The 18,135-nt window shown below is 70.6% G+C and carries 19 protein-coding genes and 4 tRNA genes; 17 read left to right on the top strand and 6 right to left on the bottom strand.

Annotation, left to right across the window (positions count from 1 at the left end; translation table 11 throughout):
- The first annotated feature begins 66 nt into the window (after positions 1–66).
- From WAB15_RS18810 to WAB15_RS18795, 4 genes are all read left to right on the top strand, one after another.
- A complete protein-coding gene (locus WAB15_RS18810) occupies positions 67–1,707 on the top strand; it encodes a NuoM family protein (RefSeq protein WP_407286945.1) in 1,641 nt (546 codons plus the stop codon).
- Positions 1,707–3,260 carry an NADH-quinone oxidoreductase subunit N gene (locus tag WAB15_RS18805; RefSeq protein WP_407286944.1) on the top strand — a complete coding sequence of 518 codons (1,554 nt, stop codon included), beginning with the start codon at positions 1,707–1,709 and terminating at the stop codon, positions 3,258–3,260. Before WAB15_RS18810 ends, WAB15_RS18805 begins: the two co-directional genes overlap by 1 nt.
- 228 nt (positions 3,261–3,488) lie before the next feature.
- Complete coding sequence (gene htpX / locus WAB15_RS18800; RefSeq protein ID WP_399146523.1) at positions 3,489–4,355, top strand: zinc metalloprotease HtpX; 867 nt, start codon at positions 3,489–3,491, stop codon at positions 4,353–4,355.
- A gap of 133 nt (positions 4,356–4,488) precedes the next feature.
- Positions 4,489–4,881: a YccF domain-containing protein gene (locus WAB15_RS18795; protein ID WP_399146524.1), complete on the top strand. Its 393-nt coding sequence runs from the start codon at positions 4,489–4,491 to the stop codon at positions 4,879–4,881.
- 17 nt (positions 4,882–4,898) lie between these two features.
- Here the strand turns inward: WAB15_RS18795 and WAB15_RS18790 are convergent, their stop codons facing one another.
- Complete coding sequence (locus WAB15_RS18790) at positions 4,899–5,639, bottom strand: antibiotic biosynthesis monooxygenase (protein ID WP_407286943.1); 741 nt, start codon at positions 5,637–5,639, stop codon at positions 4,899–4,901.
- Between the two features lie 148 nt (positions 5,640–5,787).
- The gene (locus WAB15_RS18785; protein ID WP_393487376.1) at positions 5,788–6,276 is read right to left on the bottom strand and encodes a YajQ family cyclic di-GMP-binding protein; all 489 of its coding nucleotides are present in this window, start codon (positions 6,274–6,276) and stop codon (positions 5,788–5,790) included.
- A gap of 190 nt (positions 6,277–6,466) precedes the next feature.
- On the opposite strand from WAB15_RS18785, the gene WAB15_RS18780 reads away from it, so the two are divergent.
- Positions 6,467–6,548 (top strand) — tRNA-Tyr (locus tag WAB15_RS18780).
- Positions 6,549–6,648: 100 nt separating this feature from the next.
- Here WAB15_RS18780 and WAB15_RS18775 read toward each other — a convergent pair.
- Together WAB15_RS18775 and WAB15_RS18770 are read right to left on the bottom strand one after the other, a co-directional pair.
- Positions 6,649–7,311 carry an NAD(P)H-binding protein gene (locus tag WAB15_RS18775; protein ID WP_407286942.1) on the bottom strand — a complete coding sequence of 221 codons (663 nt, stop codon included), beginning with the start codon at positions 7,309–7,311 and terminating at the stop codon, positions 6,649–6,651.
- 92 nt (positions 7,312–7,403) lie between these two features.
- Positions 7,404–8,666 carry an amidohydrolase family protein gene (locus WAB15_RS18770; RefSeq protein WP_407286941.1) on the bottom strand — a complete coding sequence of 421 codons (1,263 nt, stop codon included), beginning with the start codon at positions 8,664–8,666 and terminating at the stop codon, positions 7,404–7,406.
- Between the two features lie 182 nt (positions 8,667–8,848).
- On the opposite strand from WAB15_RS18770, the gene WAB15_RS18765 reads away from it, so the two are divergent.
- From WAB15_RS18765 to WAB15_RS18740, 6 genes are all read left to right on the top strand, one after another.
- A tRNA-Thr gene (locus tag WAB15_RS18765) sits at positions 8,849–8,921 on the top strand.
- 48 nt (positions 8,922–8,969) lie between these two features.
- Positions 8,970–9,042 (top strand) — tRNA-Met (locus tag WAB15_RS18760).
- Between the two features lie 89 nt (positions 9,043–9,131).
- On the top strand, positions 9,132–9,296 hold the full coding sequence (gene rpmG / locus WAB15_RS18755; RefSeq protein WP_006604855.1) for a 50S ribosomal protein L33: 165 nt from the start codon (positions 9,132–9,134) through the stop codon (positions 9,294–9,296).
- 84 nt (positions 9,297–9,380) lie between these two features.
- Positions 9,381–9,833, top strand: coding sequence for a MaoC family dehydratase N-terminal domain-containing protein (locus WAB15_RS18750; RefSeq protein WP_399146528.1), 453 nt, complete (start codon positions 9,381–9,383; stop codon positions 9,831–9,833).
- A gap of 1 nt (position 9,834) precedes the next feature.
- Positions 9,835–10,269, top strand: coding sequence for a MaoC family dehydratase (locus WAB15_RS18745; RefSeq protein ID WP_399146529.1), 435 nt, complete (start codon positions 9,835–9,837; stop codon positions 10,267–10,269).
- A 64-nt stretch (positions 10,270–10,333) separates the two neighbouring features.
- Complete coding sequence (locus tag WAB15_RS18740) at positions 10,334–11,398, top strand: UDP-N-acetylmuramate dehydrogenase (RefSeq protein ID WP_407286940.1); 1,065 nt, start codon at positions 10,334–10,336, stop codon at positions 11,396–11,398.
- A gap of 75 nt (positions 11,399–11,473) precedes the next feature.
- Here the strand turns inward: WAB15_RS18740 and WAB15_RS18735 are convergent, their stop codons facing one another.
- Together WAB15_RS18735 and WAB15_RS18730 are read right to left on the bottom strand one after the other, a co-directional pair.
- Positions 11,474–12,550 carry an adenosine deaminase gene (locus WAB15_RS18735; protein WP_407286939.1) on the bottom strand — a complete coding sequence of 359 codons (1,077 nt, stop codon included), beginning with the start codon at positions 12,548–12,550 and terminating at the stop codon, positions 11,474–11,476.
- Positions 12,551–12,680: 130 nt separating this feature from the next.
- Entirely contained in the window at positions 12,681–13,916 is a 1,236-nt protein-coding gene (locus WAB15_RS18730) for a pyridoxal phosphate-dependent aminotransferase (RefSeq protein ID WP_399146532.1), read from the bottom strand.
- Between the two features lie 183 nt (positions 13,917–14,099).
- Between WAB15_RS18730 and WAB15_RS18725 the strand changes: the two genes are divergently transcribed.
- The 6 genes from WAB15_RS18725 (at position 14,100) to WAB15_RS18700 (ending at position 17,943) form a co-directional block, all read left to right on the top strand.
- A tRNA-Trp gene (locus tag WAB15_RS18725) sits at positions 14,100–14,172 on the top strand.
- Positions 14,173–14,273: 101 nt separating this feature from the next.
- Entirely contained in the window at positions 14,274–14,570 is a 297-nt protein-coding gene (gene secE, locus WAB15_RS18720; protein ID WP_399146533.1) for a preprotein translocase subunit SecE, read from the top strand.
- A 73-nt stretch (positions 14,571–14,643) separates the two neighbouring features.
- On the top strand, positions 14,644–15,531 hold the full coding sequence (nusG, locus tag WAB15_RS18715) for a transcription termination/antitermination protein NusG (protein ID WP_407286938.1): 888 nt from the start codon (positions 14,644–14,646) through the stop codon (positions 15,529–15,531).
- Between the two features lie 175 nt (positions 15,532–15,706).
- Positions 15,707–16,141, top strand: coding sequence for a 50S ribosomal protein L11 (gene rplK, locus WAB15_RS18710; protein WP_128507227.1), 435 nt, complete (start codon positions 15,707–15,709; stop codon positions 16,139–16,141).
- A gap of 80 nt (positions 16,142–16,221) precedes the next feature.
- Positions 16,222–16,938: a 50S ribosomal protein L1 gene (gene rplA / locus WAB15_RS18705; protein ID WP_399146535.1), complete on the top strand. Its 717-nt coding sequence runs from the start codon at positions 16,222–16,224 to the stop codon at positions 16,936–16,938.
- Between the two features lie 150 nt (positions 16,939–17,088).
- On the top strand, positions 17,089–17,943 hold the full coding sequence (locus WAB15_RS18700) for a hypothetical protein (protein WP_399146536.1): 855 nt from the start codon (positions 17,089–17,091) through the stop codon (positions 17,941–17,943).
- Positions 17,944–18,135 lie beyond the last annotated feature (192 nt).

Raw genomic sequence — 18,135 nt, 5'->3', positions numbered from 1 at the left:
CATCCCCAGCCGACAGCCCCCGTGGCCTGCCTCGCCGGAGCCGAACCCCTGAGGAGGGCCTGACCCGTGAACCACACCGCTCTGCAGCTGCTCCTCGCGGGGACCGTCGTCCTGCCTCTCGTCGGCGCGCTCGCCGCGCTGCTCCCGGCACCGCCCGGACTGAAGGGCAAGGACCCCGACCAGGCCGTACTGCGTCACGGCGTGACCGTCACCGGTGTCGTGCTGGCCGCCACCATCGCGCTGGCCGCCGGCTTCGACCACGCTCACCCGGCCCGTATGCAGGCCACCACCGACATCAGCTGGATCCCGGCGCTCGACATCCGTATCCACCTCGGCGTCGACGGCATCTCGCTCCCCCTTGTCGTCATGACCGCGCTGCTGACCTTCCTCTGCGCGCTCTACAGCTACTTCCACATGCCGGCGGGCCCGTCTCCCAAGGCATTCGTGGCCCTGCTGCTCACGTTGGAGGCCGGCACCCTCGCGACCTTCGCCGTCCTCGACCTGATGCTCTTCTTCCTCGCCTTCGAGATGGTCCTCATCCCGATGTACTTCCTCATCGCCCGCTGGGGTGGTGCGGAAAAGCAGGCGGCGGCCTGGAAGTTCATCCTCTACACGCTGCTCGGCTCCGTCGTGATGCTGCTGGGCCTCCTCCTCATCGGCGTGAAGTCCGGCACGTTCGACATGGTCGCACTCGCCACTGACAACGGCCCGAACGCCCAGCTCAGCCACACGGTCCAGCTGCTCGCGGTGCTCGCGATCGGCATCGGACTGGCCGTCAAGTCCCCGCTGTGGCCGCTGCACAGCTGGCTGCCCGACGCGCACACCGCCGCCCCCACCGTCGGCTCGGTGCTGCTGGCCGGCGTCCTGCTGAAGATGGGCACGTACGGCTTCGTGCGGATCGCGCTGCCCATCACGCCCGAGGGCATGCACACCTTCGCCCCGTACCTGGCCGCGCTGGCCGCCGTCGGCATCATCTACGGCTCGCTGGCCTGCCTCGCCCTCGTGCGCAAGGGCGCCAAGGGCGACCTCAAGCGCCTGATCGCCTACAGCTCCGTCGGCCACATGGGCTTCGTCCTGCTCGGCATCGCCAGCATGACCCCCACCGGCGTCAACGGCGCGCTGTTCGCCAACATCGCCCACGGCCTGATCACCGGCCTGCTGTTCTTCCTGGTCGGAGCCCTCAAGGACCGCTACGGCAGCACCGACCTCGACACCCTCGCCGGCACGACCGGCGCCGCCCTCTACGGCAAGGCGCCGCGCTTCGGCGGTCTGCTCGCCTTCGCGGCCGTCGCCTCGCTGGGCCTCCCCGGCCTGGCCGGCTTCTGGGGCGAGATGCTCGCGATGTTCGGCGCCTTCCGGCCGGCCGCCGGCCTGAGCCGCCCCGCCTTCCTGACGTTCATGGTGCTGGCCGGCCTGGGCACCCTGCTGACCGCGGCGTACCTGCTGCTCGTCGTCCGCCGCGTCTGCATGGGCGGTACCCCGCACCTCGCACCGACCGCCCCGCTGGGCGACGGCAGCGACCCGGACGACGCCGCCCCCGCGGACCCCGCACCGGCCGCGGCCCCCGGCATCCCCGACATCGCGCGCTACGAGTACGCGGCCTGGAGCCCCCTCGCCGTCCTCACCGTCCTCGCCGGACTGTGGCCCGCGACCCTCCTCGGCCTCACCGACCCGGCCGTCCAGCAGCTCCTCGGAGGCGGTAAGTGATGAGCTCGGTCACCTCATTGGTCCAGTCCGTCGACTGGCTGGCCATCGCGCCGCCCACCCTCGCCGCGGTCGTCGCCCTGGTGGTGCTCGTCGCCGACCTCTTCCTCCCGGCGGCCCGCAAGCCGCTGCTGGGCTGGATCGCCACGGCCGGCCTCGCGCTCGCCGCGCTGACGCTGCTGCCCCTCCTGAACGGCGACCGCCGCACCTTCTGCCTCCCCGGGCACCCCGATGCGTGCAGTTACGTGGCCGACCCGTTCACCCTGGTCATCCAGTTCCTGGTGCTCGGCGGGGCGCTGCTGACCGCCCTGCTGTCCATCGACACCATCAAGGACCACGACCTGCCCACCGGCGAGTACTGGTTCCTGCTGCTGTCCTCGGCCGCCGGCGCCGCCCTGCTGCCCGCCTCCCGGGACCTCGCCACCCTCGTCATCGCCCTCGAAGTGGCCTCGCTGCCCGCCTTCGCCCTTGTGGGGCTGCGCCGCGGCGACCGACTCTCCTCCGAGGCGGCGCTGAAGTTCTTCCTGTCCTCGGTGGCCGCCACCGCCGTGATGCTGCTCGGCGTGAGCTTCCTGTACGCCGCCACCGGCAGCCTGTACCTCTCCCGGGTGGCGAGCGGCCTGGCCGACCTCCCCGACCCGCGCCTGGCCACCCTGGCGAGCGCCGGCGTCGCGCTCACCCTGGTCGGCTTCGCCTTCAAGACCGCGGCCGCCCCGTTCCACTTCTGGGTGCCGGACACCTACGTCGGCGCACCACTGCCCATCGCCGGCTACCTCTCCGTGGTCGGCAAGGCGGTCGGCTTCTCCGGCCTGATCCTCGTCACGGTCCAGGGCTTCCCCGCGTACGCCGACGTCTGGGGCCCGGCGCTGGCCGTCCTCGCCGCGCTCACCATGACCGTCGGCAACGTCGCGGCCCTGCGCCAGGACCCGCGGCGCGCGCACAGCGCCGTACGCCTGCTCGCCTGGTCCTCGGTCGGCCAGGCCGGCTACCTCCTGGTCCCGCTCGCGGCCGCCGGATACGTCCACGATCCGGCGCGCGCCATCGGCTCCACGGTGGCCTACGCCCTGATGTACGCGGCCGTGAACCTCGGCGCCTTCGCCGTCGCCGCCCTGGTCGCCCGTACGAGCCCGGACAACCGCATCGCCGACTACCGGGGCCTGTACGCCCGGCGCCCTCTGGCGGCGCTCGCGCTCGGCTTCTTCCTGCTCTGCCTCGCCGGTCTGCCGCCGGGCATCATCGGCCTGTTCGCCAAGGTCACGGTCTTCGCCGTGGCCGTCGACGCGGGGCTGGCCTGGCTCGCCGTCGTCATGGCGGTCAATGTCGTGATCGCGCTCTACTACTACCTGCAGTGGACCGCGGTGCTCTTCCGGGGCGCGAAGGAAGCCGAAGGCGCCGAGGGTACTGGGGCGGCGGGAGCCCCCCGGGCCGCGGAGCCGTCCCGCGCCAGGATCCCGGGCCCCCTCGTCACGGCCATCGCCCTGGCCACCGTCCTCGGCGTGGCCCTCTCCGGCGCTCCGCAGCTCGTCCTGCGCTTCGCGTCCGTGGCGCTGCTCTGACGGCCCGCCACGAGCCGTAGGGGACCCGCACGGGCCCCTACGGCCTTTCGCCCACCCGTACGGCGGTACGGCACCACGCCCCGCACTCCCGCGCCCCGCCCGGCCCCGCGGTCCGCGCGCCGGGGAACCAGCCCCGTTCATCTCGCGTTGACCAGTGCGTAAGGGTCCACTGGAGAGTGGAGCAACAAGGCACAGGGTTCCCCTGCCGCACCGTTTGGAGGGCGTACCGTGCACCGCCGGCACAACGGGCTCAGGACCGCCGTACTCCTCGGGGGGCTGTCCGCACTCATCATCGTCATCGGCAGCCTCTTCGGCCGTACGGGCCTGATCATCGCCGTCCTCGTCGCCCTGGGCACCAACGCCTACGCGTACTGGAACAGCGACAAACTGGCCCTGCGGGCCATGCGGGCCCGCCCGGTCAGCGAGTTCGAGGCCCCGCAGCTCTACAGGATGGTCCGCGAGCTCTCGACGACCGCCCGCCAGCCCATGCCGCGGCTGTACATCTCGCCGACCCAGGCGCCCAACGCCTTCGCCACCGGCCGCAATCCTCGCAACGCCGCGGTCTGCTGCACCGACGGCATCCTTCAGCTGCTGACCGAGCGCGAGCTGCGCGGCGTCATCGGCCATGAGCTCAGCCATGTCTACAACCGCGACATCCTGATCTCCTCGGTCGCCGGCGCACTGGCCTCGGTCGTGATGTTCCTGGTCAACTTCGCCTGGCTGATTCCCATAGGCCGCTCCGACGACGACGAGGGCCCCGGCATCCTGGGCATGCTGCTGGTCGCGATCCTCGGGCCGATCGCGGCCTCGCTGATCCAACTGGCCGTCAGCCGCTCCCGCGAGTACGAGGCGGACGCCTCGGGCGCCCAGCTCACCGGCGATCCGCTCGCCCTGGCCTCCGCCTTGCGCAAGCTGGAGGCCGGCACCCAGCGGCTCCCGCTCCCGCCCGAGCCCCGGCTGGAGACCGCCAGCCACATGATGATCGCCAACCCCTTCCGCGCCGGCGGCGGCATGTCCCGGCTCTTCTCCACACACCCCCCGATGCGCGAGCGGATCAGCCGCCTAGAAGAGATGGCGGGCCACCACGGCCGGTGAGGCCCCGGGCGCCGGACGGGACGGGTGGCCGTCCCCTCAGCCCCGTCGCATCATGAGGGCAACGTTTCACCAGGCTCGGTGCGTCTAGCAGAGCAGTTACGTTCTGTGCCGTGCCCGTGGAAGGCTGCCGATCATGAAAACCCTCCTCAATGTCCTCTGGCTGATCCTCAGCGGCTTCTGGCTGGCGCTCGGCTATGTGCTCGCGGGCATCATCTGCTGCATCCTGATCATCACGATCCCCTTCGGCATCGCGTCCTTCCGGATAGCCGGCTACGCCCTGTGGCCCTTCGGCCGTACGACGGTCGTCCGGCACGACGCCGGTGCCGGCTCGGCGATCGGCAATGTCATCTGGTTCGTCTTCGCGGGCTGGTGGCTGGCCCTGGGGCACATCGTCACCGGTATCGCCCTGTGCGTGACGATCATCGGTATCCCCTTCGGCATCGCCAACTTCAAGATGATCCCGCTCTCCCTGCTGCCCCTCGGCCGCGAGATCGTCCCCACCGACCAGCCCTTCGCCACCCGCTGACGCGAGGGGCTTTCGCGTCACACCCGTACGAGCCCCCTGGGGGTCGCATACCGCCGGAACCCGAGCGGTTCGACCCCCGGCAGGCTCGTGATGAAGTTCATCACCGGACCGCCGGCCCGGAGGCTGGTGCCGATCTGCCGGGCGTGCGACTCCGGGTCCGCCCACTCGCTGTAGTTGACGACCCGTGTGCCGTCCTGGCTGATGTGGAAGTGCGAGGCGATCCCGCCCTCGCCCCGCTGCACCCCGCCGAGCCGGTCCAGCAGGCCGTCGACGAGCCCCCGCGCGGCGTCGTGCCCCGTCGTGCGGAAGGCGACGCGTACGACGCAGCCCGGCGTCCCCGGCTCCCCCTGGGGCAGCATGCTGCGGTACAGCCGGTAGCGGGTGGGCCCGGCATCACCGACGTCCCCCACCGCCTTGAGCGCCGCCGCGACCCGCTCGCTCAGCCCGGTGTCCTCGCTCCGTACGAACACCCGGTGCGCCGCGTCGCTCGTCCACTGCGCGTAGTTGAGCACGCTGCGCCCGTCCGTCCCGGCGAACAGCACCCGCGACAGGAAGCCCGCCGGCAGCGGCGTCTCCTCCCAGGCCCGGGCGACGCCGTCCAGGACGGCCCGCTGCCCCTCGGGGCTGCCGGCATCCCACTCGCTGATCAGTACCGCCCCGGCGTCCGGCCGCCGGACCTGCGGGAAGACATCCGTGGCGAAGCCGCTCCCGGGACCGTTCACCGGGGCGGCGCTGCGTTGTGCGTCAAGAGAAGTCATGCCGGGAGACTGCAATCTCAAGCGCGGTTGAGGTCAAGCTCTCCCGTAAGACCGCCCGCCGGCAGGGTCTCCTGCGGGTGCCCCAAAGCCGGTGGGGCGGAACGCCGCAGCGCACCGCCCCATCCACTGGCACCCGGAGGCCGGGCTGCTACCGGTAGTTCACGAACTGGACGGCGAAGTCCAGGTCCTTGCCCTTCAGCAGCTGCTGCACCGCCTGCAGGTCGTCCCGGCTCTTGGAGCTGACCCGCAGCTCGTCGCCCTGCACCTGCGCCTTGACGCCCTTGGGGCCCTCATCGCGGATGATCTTGGCGACCTTCTTCGCGTTCTCCTGCGAGATCCCCTCCTCGATGGAGGCGAAGATCTTGTACTCCTTGCCCGAGGCCTGCGGCTCGCCGGCGTCCAGCGCCTTCAGCGAGATCCCGCGCTTGACCAGCTTGGTCTCGAAGATGTCGAGTACGGCCTTGACCCGCTCCTCGGCGTTGGCCCGCATCTCGATCTTCTCGCCCGACCACGCGATCGACGCGCCCACGCCCTTGAAGTCGTAGCGCTGCGAGATCTCCTTGGCGGCCTGGTTGAGGGCGTTGTCGACCTCCTGCCGCTCTACCTTCGAGACGATGTCGAAACTGGAGTCGGCCATGTTGAGTTGGCTCCTCGTACCTAGATCCGTCAGGGGTGCGGACCGTGCCCGGACCGCCTGCCAAGCCTAGCCACCCGGCCAAGATCCAGCGCTCCGGAATCGAGTGGCGAACCACCCCCAGCCATCGGGTATGGTTTACGTCGTTGCCACGGAGCGCCGCCCCAAAGCGGATCTCCCGGCAGCAAACCCTGGCGGTGTGCCCGAGCGGCCAAAGGGAGCAGACTGTAAATCTGCCGGCTTCGCCTTCCCAGGTTCGAATCCTGGCGCCGCCACAGGTGTGAAAAGGCCCCTGAGTTGTAGCGATACGACTCAGGGGCCTTTTTCGTACGCCGAGCCCCGCAGGCGCCGGCCGGGCCCTCGCGGCCGCGCCTCTCAGCGCCGTGCCACCGCCCGCACCGCCTCCGCCACGGGCACCTCGCCGCCGATCAGCTCCAGCGTCCGGCCGATGGTGCCCGGCTCGTCGAGCAGCTCCACGAGAGCGGCCGCCACATCGTCGCGGGGCACCGCGCCGCGTCCGGTCGCGTCGGCCAGCGCCACCAGGGACGTTCCGGGCTCGTCCGTCAGTAGGCCCGGCCGCAGGATCGTCCAGTCCAGTCCGGCGCGGGCCCGTACGTCCGCATCCGCGGCGCCCTTGGCCTTCAGATAGGCCGCGAAGACCGGGTCGGTGCCCTCGGGGGGCTCGCGGTCCGCGCCCATCGCGGAGATCAGGAGAAAGCGGCGGACGCCCGCCGCCTCGGCCGCGTCCGCGAAGAGCGCCGCCGCGCCCCGGTCCACGGTGTCCTTGCGGGCGATGCCGCTGCCCGGCCCGGCGCCCGCCGCGAAGACGGCCGCGTCCGCGCCCTCCAGATGCCGGGCGAGATCCTCCACCGACGCCGACTCCAGATCGCAGACCACCGGCTCGGCCCCGGCGGCCAGTACGTCGCCGGCCTGCTCCGTCCGGCGGATGATGCCCGCGACCTCGTCCCCGCGCTTGGCGAGCAACCGCTCCAGCCGCAGCGCGATCTGACCATGTCCACCTGCGATGACAATGCGCATGATCCCGACCGTACGCCGAAGGGCCGCCGCGGGGCGCGGGACCGGCCGCACGAGGGGCGCCTTCTGGCCGCCGGACCGGCACCCACAGGCGCTCAGCGCTGCGACTGCCGCGGCAGCTCCAGCGCCACCTCTCCCGTCGCGTCGCAGTACTCGCGCACCGCGCTGGTGCGGGCGACCACCCGCCCCCGGTGGATCACGATCCGGCTGTACGCCAGCGAGAGCACCCCGGCGATCCGCTCACCGCGCACCGCCAGCAGCTCCGCGGGGAAGCCCGCCTCCACGCGCACCTCCGGCAGCCCCAGCGTCGCCCGCGCCGCCGCGCTCACCGACTCGTACGCCGCCTCCGGCGTGGCCTCGCCCAGGGACGCCAGGAGGTACGCGGCCTCCAACGGGTCGCCGCGCCCCACCGGGTTCGCCACGTCCCGCAGCGCCCCGCTGCCGGCCGCCACCCGCACCCCGGCCGCCCGAAGCAGCCGCACGGGAGCCGGCCGCGACACCCGCGAGCCGTACCGCTCCAGGCCCGCGCAGTCGCCCTGCGGCAGGCAGACCACCGCGACGTCCGCGGCCGCCAGCTGCTCGGCGACCCGGGCCGCCACGCTGCGCGGCATCCGCGTCATCCCGGCGCACGGGCCGAGGGCGACACTCGGCCGCAGGCCGCCGGACATCGACGCGAAGCGGGCCAGCCGCGCCGGATCCTCGCCGTCGGTGTGCAGGTCCACCGGGCAGCCGTGCTCGTCGGCCAGTTCCAGGACCGCCTCGACATAGCCGGCCGGATCGGGGTCCAGGTCCGGGCAGCCCCCGATGACCGAGGCGCCCATCTTCACCGCGTCCCGCAGCATCGACAGGCCGTCCGCGCCGGCCACCCCGGTCAGCACCCGCGGCACCGCGACCGCCGCCAGATCGGCCATCCCGCGCAGCGACCTGCGGGCCTGCAGCACCGCCTGGAGGGAGCGCAGCCCCTGTACGTCGCCGATCCTGACGTGACTGCGGGAGGCGGTGGCGCCGTGCCCCAGTTGCAGCAGCGCGGCCTCGGTCGTCCGCCGCTGGACGTCCTCGGGGGAGCCGGAGGCGGGGCCGTCACAGTCCGCGGTCAGGGCCGTGTCGCAGTGCGCGTGCGGCTCGGCGGGGGCGGGGAGCAGCAGGTAGCCGGAGAGGTCGAGGCGGGCGCCCTGGAGGGCGAGGCTGCCGGCCGTCCCCACGGCCTCGATGCGCCCGTCTCCGAGCCGTACGTCCACCGTGCGGCCGTCGGCGAGCCGGGCGCCACACAGGACCAGCGAACCGCCGTCCGACCTGATGTGCCGGCCGGGGTTGCCCGGTCTTCCCGGCTGGGGCTGCGGCGGACTGCTGTCGGACATCGCGCTCCTCGAAGGCCCGGGCGTGCAAGATCACGCAGCGTGCCTCCGAGACTAGGGCGCCGCCGGGGGAGCTTCGCGCAGGCGCGAAATAGTCGTACCGGTGTGGTGCGCGGGGCCGTTGGGGCGCGGCCCGGATACGGATTTCACGTTTGGCGGCGGGCCGTGTAATGTCTTCATCGCTCGCCCCAATAGCTCAGTCGGCAGAGCGTCTCCATGGTAAGGAGAAGGTCTACGGTTCGATTCCGTATTGGGGCTCTGATGTGTGAGGCACCTCGCCTTCGGGCGAGGGACTTCCCGCATCGCAGCGGTGTAGCTCAGTCGGTAGAGCAAGCGGCTCATAATCGCTGTGTCACCGGTTCAAGTCCGGTCACCGCTACTGACAGTAGCCGATTGTGGGGTCGGTCCTCTCGATCGGCTACTCTTTTCTGCGTTCATCCGTCCATCCGTCCGTCAAGGAGCACTCACGTGGCTGCCACAGACGTCCGCCCGAAGATCACGCTGGCCTGCGTGGAGTGCAAGGAGCGGAACTACATCACCAAGAAGAACCGGCGTAACGACCCGGACCGTCTTGAGATGAAGAAGCACTGCCCCCGCTGCAACTCGCACACCGCGCACCGCGAGACGCGATAACACCAGGCTCGTTCGTGAGGCCGTCCCCATTCTGGGGGCGGCCTCACGGCGTTATCACCATCAGTACACGGAGGTTGCGAGCCCATGGCGCTCGACCAGTCTTTTGTCGGACGCACGTACCCGCCCACCGACCCCTATGAGGTCGGCCGGGAAAAGATCCGCGAATTCGCCGAGGCGATCGGTGACCCCAACCCGGCTTACACCGACGCCGAAGCGGCCAAGGCCCTCGGTCACCCCGATGTGATCGCGCCGCCGACTTTTGTGTTCGCGATCACTTTCAAGGCGGCGGGGCTGGTCATCCAGGATCCGCAACTGGGCCTGGACTACAGCCGGGTGGTGCACGGCGACCAGAAGTTCGCCTACACCCGGCCGGTGCGCAGCGGCGACCGACTGGCCGTCACCTCCACCATCGAGGCCGTCAAGACCATGGCGGGCAACGACATCATCGACATCCGCGGCGAGGTGCACGACCAGGCGGGCGAGCACGTCGTGACCGCCTTCACCAAGCTGGTGTCCCGTCGCGCCGAGGAGGCCTGAGATGACCGCGAAGATCTCTTACGACGATGTCGAGGTCGGTACCGAACTCCCGGCGCAGGCCTTTCCCGTGAGCCGCGCCACACTCGTGCGCTACGCGGGCGCCTCCGGCGACTTCAACCCGATCCACTGGAACGAGAAGTTCGCCAAGGAGGTCGGCCTGCCGGACGTCATCGCCCACGGCATGTTCACCATGGCCGAGGCGATCCGGGTGGTCACCGACTGGACCGGCGACCCCGGTGCGGTCGCCGAGTACAGCGTGCGCTTCACCAAGCCCGTCGTCGTCCCCAACGACGACAACGGCGCGCTGATCGAGGTCGGCGCCAAGGTGGCGGCCAAGCTCGACGACGACGCCCGTACGGTCCGGGTCGACCTCACCGCGATAAGCGCCGGCAAGAAGGTGCTGGGTATGGCCCGTGCGGTGGTCCGCCTCGCCTGAGCGGGCGGCGGACGCAGGGGGCGGCCGGACGGCACTGTCGGACCGCCCCCGTACCCTTGGGCGCGTGCAGGAACGCCACGTAGAACACAACGCCCCCCTCGCCCCGCTGACCACCTTCCGGCTGGGCGGCCCGGCGACCCGCCTCGTCACGGCCACCACCGACGAGGAGGTGATCGCCGCCGTCCGCGCGGCCGACGAAGCCGGCACCCCGCTGCTGATCATCGGCGGCGGCAGCAACCTCGTCATCGGCGACAAGGGCTTCGAGGGCACCGCCCTGCGCATCGCCACCAGCGGCTTCTCGCTGGACGGCACGTCCCTGGAGCTCGCCGCGGGCGAGAACTGGTCCGACGCCGTCGCCCGTACGGTCGAGGCCGGGCTGGCCGGCGTCGAGTGCCTGGCCGGCATCCCCGGCTCGGCGGGCGCCACGCCGATCCAGAACGTGGGCGCGTACGGCCAGGAGGTCGCCACGACGATCACCGAGGTCGTCGCCTACGACCGCCGGGCCGGCGAGACCGTCACGATCCCGGGCGAGGAGTGCGGCTTCTCCTACCGCCACAGCCGCTTCAAGGCGGACCCCGACCGGTTCGTGGTGCTGCGGGTGCGCTTCGCCCTGGAGGACGCCGGCGGCCTCTCCGCGCCCCTGAAGTACCCCGAGACCGCCCGCGCCCTCGGCGTCGAGGCCGGCGACCGGGTCCCGGCAGCCATCGCCCGGAAGACCGTCCTGGCCCTGCGCGCGGGCAAGGGCATGGTGCTGGACGCGGCGGACCACGACACCTGGTCGGCCGGCTCCTTCTTCACCAACCCGATCCTCACCGAGGCCGAGCACGCCGCCTTCCTGCAGCGCGTCCAGGACCGCCTCGGTCCCGATGTCGCCCCGCCCGCCTTCCCCGCCGGCGACGGCCTGGTGAAGACCTCGGCGGCCTGGCTCATCGACCGCGCCGGCTTCACCAAGGGCTACGGCAGCGGCCCGGCCCGTATCTCCACCAAGCACACCCTCGCGCTCACGAACCGCGGCGCGGCCACCACCGAGGACCTGCTCGCGCTGGCCCGCGAGGTCCGCGACGGCGTCCACGCCGCCTTCGGCGTCACGCTCGTCAACGAACCGGTGACGGTCGGCGTCAGCCTCTAGCAGGGGCGTGAGGCGCCTGGAGGGGCCCAAGGGCCCAGCGGCCCCGGAAGGCCCTGCACGGGGCCGGCCGGGGCCCTACCCGGCCAGCCAGCCGTCGATCTCCGCGAGCAGCCGCTGCTGCTCGTCCTGCGGCGCGCGTGAGCCGCGCACCGACTGGCGGGCCAGCTCGGCGAGTTCGGCGTCGGTGAAGCCGTGCGCGGTGCGGGCGATCTCGTACTGCGCGGCCAGCCGCGCGCCGAACAGCAGCGGGTCGTCCGCGCCCAGCGCCATCGGCACCCCGGCGTCGAAGAGCGTCCGCAGCGGCACGTCCTCCGGCTTCTCGTAGACCCCCAGCGCCACATTCGACGCCGGGCACACCTCGCAGGTCACCTCGCGCGAGGCCAGCCGGCGCAGCAGCGCGGCGTCCTCCGCGGCCCGTACGCCGTGCCCGATCCGGCCGGCGTGCAGATCGTCCAGGCAGTCCCGGACGCTGGCCGGCCCGGACAGCTCACCGCCGTGCGGCGCCGCCAGCAGGCCGCCCTCCCGGGCGATGGCGAAGGCACGGTCGAAGTCCCGGGCGAAACCCCGGCGTTCGTCGTTGGAGAGCCCGAAGCCGACCACTCCCTGGTCGGCGTAGCGCACCGCCAGACGCGCCAGCGTACGGGCGTCCAGCGGGTGCTTCATACGGTTCGCCGCGACCAGCACGCGGATGCCCAGCCCGGTCTCCCGCGAGGCGCTGCGCACCGCGTCCAGGATGATCTCCAGCGCCGGGATCAGTCCGCCCAGCCGCGGCGCGTACGAGGTCGGGTCGACCTGGATCTCCAGCCAGCGCGACCCGTCGCGGACGTCCTCCTCGGCGGCCTCGCGCACCAGCCGCTGGATGTCCTCCGGCGTGCGCAGACACGAGCGCGCGATGTCGTACAGCCGCTGGAAGCGGAACCAGCCGCGCTCGTCCGTGGCCCGCAGTTTGGGCGGCTCACCGCCCCGCAGGGCCTCCGGTAGATGGACGCCGTACTTGTCGGCGAGGTCCAGCAGGGTCGACGGCCGCATCGAACCGGTGAAGTGCAGATGCAGATGGGCCTTCGGCAGCCGGCGCAGGTCTCGTACGGCGGCCTGGCCGCGGTCACGAGTGCTCGTGGGGTTCGGGGGACGTCCCCCTGACAAGGGCTCCATCAGCCGATCTTGCCGCATCCGGGCGGCGCGCCGGTAGGGCCTTTCCCGAAGGGGTGTCCGGGAGAACGCGCGAGCGGGGGACCGGAATGCGTTCCGGCCCCCCGCTGTCACCTACCGAGTCAGCAGGTCCCTACTTGGCCTCCGCCAGCAGCTTCTGGATCCGGGACACGCCCTCGACCAGGTCCTCGTCGCCCAGCGCGTACGAAAGCCGCAGGTAGCCGGGGGTGCCGAAGGCCTCGCCGGGAACGACGGCGACCTCCGCCTCCTCCAGGATCAGCTCGGCCAGCTCGACGCTGGTCTGCGGGCGCTTGCCGCGGATCTCCTTGCCCAGCAGCTCCTTGACCGACGGGTACGCGTAGAAGGCGCCCTCCGGCTCCGGGCACAGCACACCGTCGATCTCGTTGAGCATCCGCACGATGGTCTTGCGGCGCCGGTCGAAGGCGACCTTCATCTCCTCGACGGCCGTGAGGTCGCCGGAGACCGCCGCGATGGCCGCGGCCTGCGCGACGTTGGAGACGTTGGAGGTGGCGTGCGACTGGAGGTTCGCGGCCGCCTTGATGACGTCCTTGGGGCCGATCGCCCAGCCCACCCGCCAACCGGTCATCGCGTACGTCTTCGCCACGCCGTTGACGATGATGCACTTGTCGCGCAGCTCGGGCACGACCACCGGCAGCGACGAGAACTCGGCGTCGCCGTAGACCAGGTGCTCGTAGATCTCGTCGGTCAGCACCCACAGACCGTGCTCGGCGGCCCAGCGGCCGACCGCCTCGACCTGCTCGCGGGTGTACACGGCGCCGGTCGGGTTCGACGGCGAGACGAACAGCAGCACCTTGGTGCGCTCCGTACGGGCCGCCTCCAGCTGCTCCACGGTCACCCGGTAGCCGGTGGTCTCGTCGGCGACCACGTCGACCGGCACGCCGCCCGCGAGGCGGATCGACTCGGGGTAGGTGGTCCAGTACGGCGCCGGGACGATGACCTCGTCACCCGGGTCGAGGATGGCCGCGAACGCCTCGTAGATGGCCTGCTTGCCGCCGTTCGTCACCAGCACGTTCGCGGCCTCGATCTCGTAGCCGGAGTCGCGCAGCGTCTTCGCGGCGATCGCGGACTTCAGCTCGGGGAGGCCGCCGGCCGGGGTGTAGCGGTGGTACTTCGGGTTGCGGCAGGCCTCGATCGCCGCCTCGACGATGTAGTCGGGCGTGGGGAAGTCGGGCTCACCGGCGCCGAAGCCGATCACCGGGCGTCCGGCGGCCTTGAGGGCCTTGGCCTTGGCGTCGACGGCCAGGGTCGCGGACTCGGAGATCGAACCGACGCGGGCCGATACCCGGCGGTCGGTGGGGGACGATGCGGAAGGGGTTGCAGCGCTCATACATGCATCGTTGCAGACCCCCGACGAGCCCGGCACACGGGTTTGCGGGGCACCACCGGGACAATCGTGTTCGACGCCCGGCCCGGAACCACGTACACTCGCTGACCGTTGGCTCCTAACAGGTCGCCGCGGCGCATGCACCTAGTGCAGTCGACCGCATGCGGTAGGTTGGGGGAACCACAAAGGGTCGTAGCTCAATTGGTAGAGCACTGGTCTCCAAAACCAGCGGTTGGGGGTTCAAGTCCCTCCGGCCCTGCTACACGCACTCTCACCGTAGTGCGTGCAGGCGTACGTATGCACCGCCGTGCGGCTCCACCGGGCGCGGCACGGCCACGACCCGGATTCAGGTGAGGACGAGTGACGGACGCCCTGGGCTCCATCGACATGCCTGAGCGTGGCCGTTCCGAGGAAGAGGCTTCGGAGTCCCAGAAGAAGCCCCGCCGCGGCGGCAAGCGCGGCAAGAAGGGCCCCTTCGCGCGTCTCGCTCTCTTCTACCGCCAGATCGTCGCGGAGCTCCGCAAGGTCGTCTGGCCCACGCGTACCCAGCTGTCGACGTACACCAGTGTGGTGATCGTCTTCGTTGTCATCATCATCGGTCTCGTAACCGTGATTGACTTGGGAATCAACCGAGTCGTCGGGTACGTCTTCGGCTGATCCCGCGGAGGGCGCCTACGCGGGCGCCCGTTTCGCATGTTCAACCCCTTGAAGCCAGGAAGAAGCAGCCACCGTGTCTGACCCGAACCTGAACGACGCCGCAGACTCCGCCGAGACGGCAGCGGCCGACGTTGACGCGGCTGCCCCGGCCGAGGTCGAGGGCGACGCTGCAAACATCGACGAAGAGGGCGCGCGTCAGATCGCCGAGAACGCCGACGACGTCGACGAGCTCGATGCCGAGGACGCCGCCGCCAGCGAGCCCGCAGAAGAGGCCGCGGTGCACGTCGAGGACGAGGCCGCCGCCGAAGAGGCCGAGGACGAGACCGCCGAGGAGCAGGAGCCGGTCGACCCGGTGGCCGCCCTCCGCGACGAGCTGCGCGGTCTGCCCGGCGAGTGGTACGTCATCCACACCTACGCGGGTTACGAGAACCGCGTGAAGACCAACCTCGAGCAGCGCGCCGTCTCGCTGAACGTCGAGGACTACATCTTCCAGGCCGAGGTGCCGCAGGAAGAGGTCGTCCAGATCAAGAACGGCGACCGCCGCACCGTCCGCCAGAACAAGCTGCCGGGCTATGTCCTGGTGCGCATGGACCTGACGAACGAGTCCTGGGGCGTCGTCCGCAACACCCCGGGTGTCACCGGCTTCGTCGGCAACGCCTACGACCCCTACCCGCTGACGCTGGACGAGATCGTCAAGATGCTCGCCCCGGAGGCCGAGGAGAAGGCCGCCAAGGAGGCCGCCGCGGCCGAGGGCAAGCCGGCGCCGTCCCGCAAGGTCGAGGTCCAGGTCCTGGACTTCGAGGTGGGCGACTCCGTCACCGTCACCGACGGTCCGTTCGCGACGCTGCAGGCCACGATCAACGAGATCAACGCCGACTCGAAGAAGGTCAAGGGTCTGGTGGAGATCTTCGGCCGGGAGACCCCGGTCGAGCTCTCCTTCGACCAGATCCAGAAGAACTGACCCCGAGCGGTCCTCAGTTCCAGTCTTCCGAGCAGGTCGGACGGGCCCCTCAAGGCCTGTCTGACCTGCTCGGTTTTTGGCCGCACCGCTATACCCGTTATCGTTGTGCGGTATGCCTCCATCCGGATGACCGGGTGGAATGGCGAAACACCTCTCACTAGGACCCGGAGAGAGCATGCCTCCCAAGAAGAAGAAGGTCACGGGGCTTATCAAGCTCCAGATCAGCGCCGGCGCCGCAAACCCGGCCCCGCCGGTCGGCCCCGCGCTGGGCCAGCACGGCGTCAACATCATGGAGTTCTGCAAGGCCTACAACGCCGCGACCGAGTCGCAGCGTGGCATGGTCGTGCCGGTGGAGATCACGGTCTACGAGGACCGCTCCTTCACCTTCGTCACCAAGACTCCGCCGGCCGCGAAGCTCATCCTGAAGGCCGCGGGCGTGGAGAAGGGCTCCGGCGAGCCGCACAAGACCAAGGTCGCCAAGATCACCGAGGCGCAGGTCCGCGAGATCGCCACCACCAAGATGCCCGACCTGAACGCCAACGACCTGGACGCCGCGTCGAAGATCATCGCCGGCACCGCCCGTTCCATGGGCATCACGGTCGAGGGCTGATCCCAGCCCCTTTTGGCACCCCGTGGCAGGACCAGGCGCTGGTCCGCACCACGACTCCACCCACTGCACCAGGAGCAGAAGTGAAGCGCAGCAAGACTCTTCGCAACGCGGACGCGAAGATCGACCGGGAGCGCGTGTACGCCCCGCTCGAGGCCGTCCGTCTCGCCAAGGACACCTCGTCCGCCAAGTTCGACGCGACCGTCGAGGTTGCCATGCGTCTGGGTGTCGACCCGCGCAAGGCCGACCAGATGGTCCGTGGCACCGTGAACCTCCCGCACGGCACCGGTAAGACCGCCCGGGTCCTGGTCTTCGCGACCGGTGACCGTGCTGCGGCCGCGGAAGCCGCCGGCGCCGACATCGTCGGCTCGGACGAACTGATCGACGAGGTCTCCAAGGGTCGCCTGGACTTCGACGCCGTCGTCGCCACCCCGGACCTCATGGGCAAGGTCGGCCGCCTCGGTCGCGTGCTCGGTCCCCGTGGTCTGATGCCGAACCCGAAGACCGGCACCGTCACCCCGGATGTCGCCAAGGCTGTCACCGACATCAAGGGCGGCAAGATCGAGTTCCGCGTGGACAAGCACGCGAACCTCCACTTCATCATCGGCAAGGTCTCCTTCGACGAGACCAAGCTGGTGGAGAACTACGCCGCGGCGCTCGAGGAGATCAACCGCCTCAAGCCGTCCGCCGCCAAGGGCCGCTACATCAAGAAGGCCACCATCACCACCACGATGGGCCCCGGCATCCCGCTGGACGCCAACCGCACCCGCAACCTCCTCGTCGAGGACGAGGCCGTCTGATCTTCCTGATCGACGACGCCTCGTAGCGCGCGCACATCGCCGTCAGGCCCCGTTCTCCGGCCAGGAGAACGGGGCCTGACGCATGCGGTGTCACCCCTCTGGTCTAAGGTCGTCCGAGGTCCATAAGGGAGATTTAAAGGGGGAGTCCCAGTGCGCAGCACGCGTATGGCCGCCGTGGTGGCGGGAGTCGTCATGGTCGCCGGTCTGACCGCCTGTAACGGCGGCAAGAGCGACAATGCCGGCGGGAGCGGCGGCGGTTCGGGCAAGTCGCCGCTGGAGGCGGCGCTGGCCTCGCTGAAGACCGCCTCGGAAAAGACCGACGGCAAGAAGTCCGCCAAGGTCGACGGCGAGATCAAGAACGGCCCGTCCACCCAGACGATGAAGGGTGCGATGGACTGGTCCGACGGCATGCGGATGGACGTCGACATCACGCAGGCCGGCGGGCAGTCCCCGGTGGCCGGCAAGCCCATGAAGGCGCTGTACACGCCGACCGCGATGTTCATGAACATGGGCGCCGCCGGGATGCCGGTGGGCGGCAAGAACTGGGTGAAGTACGACTACGACGCCCTCGCGAAGAAGATGGGTCCGGCCGGCGCGCTGCTCAAGGACCAGATGAACAACAACAACCCGAACCGCGCGATGCAGCTGCTGATCGCCTCGGGCAAGGTCAAGGAAGCCGGCAAGGAGGACGTCCGCGGCGTCCAGGCGACCCACTACACCGGCACGCTCTCGGTGTCCGAGCTGACGCGCATGCAGTCCAAGAGCCTCAGCGAGCAGGACCTGAAGGCGCTGGAGGCGCAGCTGAAGGCGGCCGGCACGGAGAACGAGACCATCGATCTGTGGATCAGCTCGGACAACCTGCTGGTCAAGAAGCGCGAGCAGATGACCGGTGGCGCCACCACGTTCGACTCGACGGTCTACTACTCGGACTACGGCACCAAGGTCACGGTGACCGAGCCGCCGGCCGGTGACACCGTGGACTTCGACAAGGTCTCCCAGCCGTAACGCGCGGCGACACGCAGGTTCGGCCCGTCGGCCGGGAGGGGGCGCCCACCGCCCTTTCCCGGCCGATTTGCCTGACGCGGGCCGCTCCCGTACCGTATCCGCGAAGCCAAAGACCGCTGGTTGTCTCTGTGCGTCCGACCACGGATGTGCGGTGGCCGAAGGATCCGCTAGCTGCGGACGGCCTGCGCAGGT

It is taken from the genome of Streptomyces sirii (assembly GCF_045690365.1).
Lineage (GTDB): Bacteria > Actinomycetota > Actinomycetes > Streptomycetales > Streptomycetaceae > Streptomyces > Streptomyces sirii.
Note: the sequence above shows the minus strand (reverse complement) of the source record. Positions and strands in the feature narration are given on the sequence as shown.

Coding starts and splice junctions, on each gene's coding strand:
- WAB15_RS18745 (WP_399146529.1), top strand. CDS start 9,835: ATGACCGCGAAGATCTCTTACGACGATGTCGAGGTCGGTACCGAACTC.
- WAB15_RS18775 (WP_407286942.1), bottom strand. CDS start 7,311: ATGCGCATTGTCATCGCAGGTGGACATGGTCAGATCGCGCTGCGGCTG.
- WAB15_RS18785 (WP_393487376.1), bottom strand. CDS start 6,276: ATGGCCGACTCCAGTTTCGACATCGTCTCGAAGGTAGAGCGGCAGGAG.
- rplK (WP_128507227.1), top strand. CDS start 15,707: ATGCCTCCCAAGAAGAAGAAGGTCACGGGGCTTATCAAGCTCCAGATC.
- WAB15_RS18790 (WP_407286943.1), bottom strand. CDS start 5,639: ATGACTTCTCTTGACGCACAACGCAGCGCCGCCCCGGTGAACGGTCCC.
- WAB15_RS18750 (WP_399146528.1), top strand. CDS start 9,381: ATGGCGCTCGACCAGTCTTTTGTCGGACGCACGTACCCGCCCACCGAC.
- WAB15_RS18805 (WP_407286944.1), top strand. CDS start 1,707: ATGAGCTCGGTCACCTCATTGGTCCAGTCCGTCGACTGGCTGGCCATC.
- WAB15_RS18795 (WP_399146524.1), top strand. CDS start 4,489: ATGAAAACCCTCCTCAATGTCCTCTGGCTGATCCTCAGCGGCTTCTGG.
- WAB15_RS18770 (WP_407286941.1), bottom strand. CDS start 8,666: ATGTCCGACAGCAGTCCGCCGCAGCCCCAGCCGGGAAGACCGGGCAAC.
- WAB15_RS18735 (WP_407286939.1), bottom strand. CDS start 12,550: ATGGAGCCCTTGTCAGGGGGACGTCCCCCGAACCCCACGAGCACTCGT.
- WAB15_RS18730 (WP_399146532.1), bottom strand. CDS start 13,916: ATGAGCGCTGCAACCCCTTCCGCATCGTCCCCCACCGACCGCCGGGTA.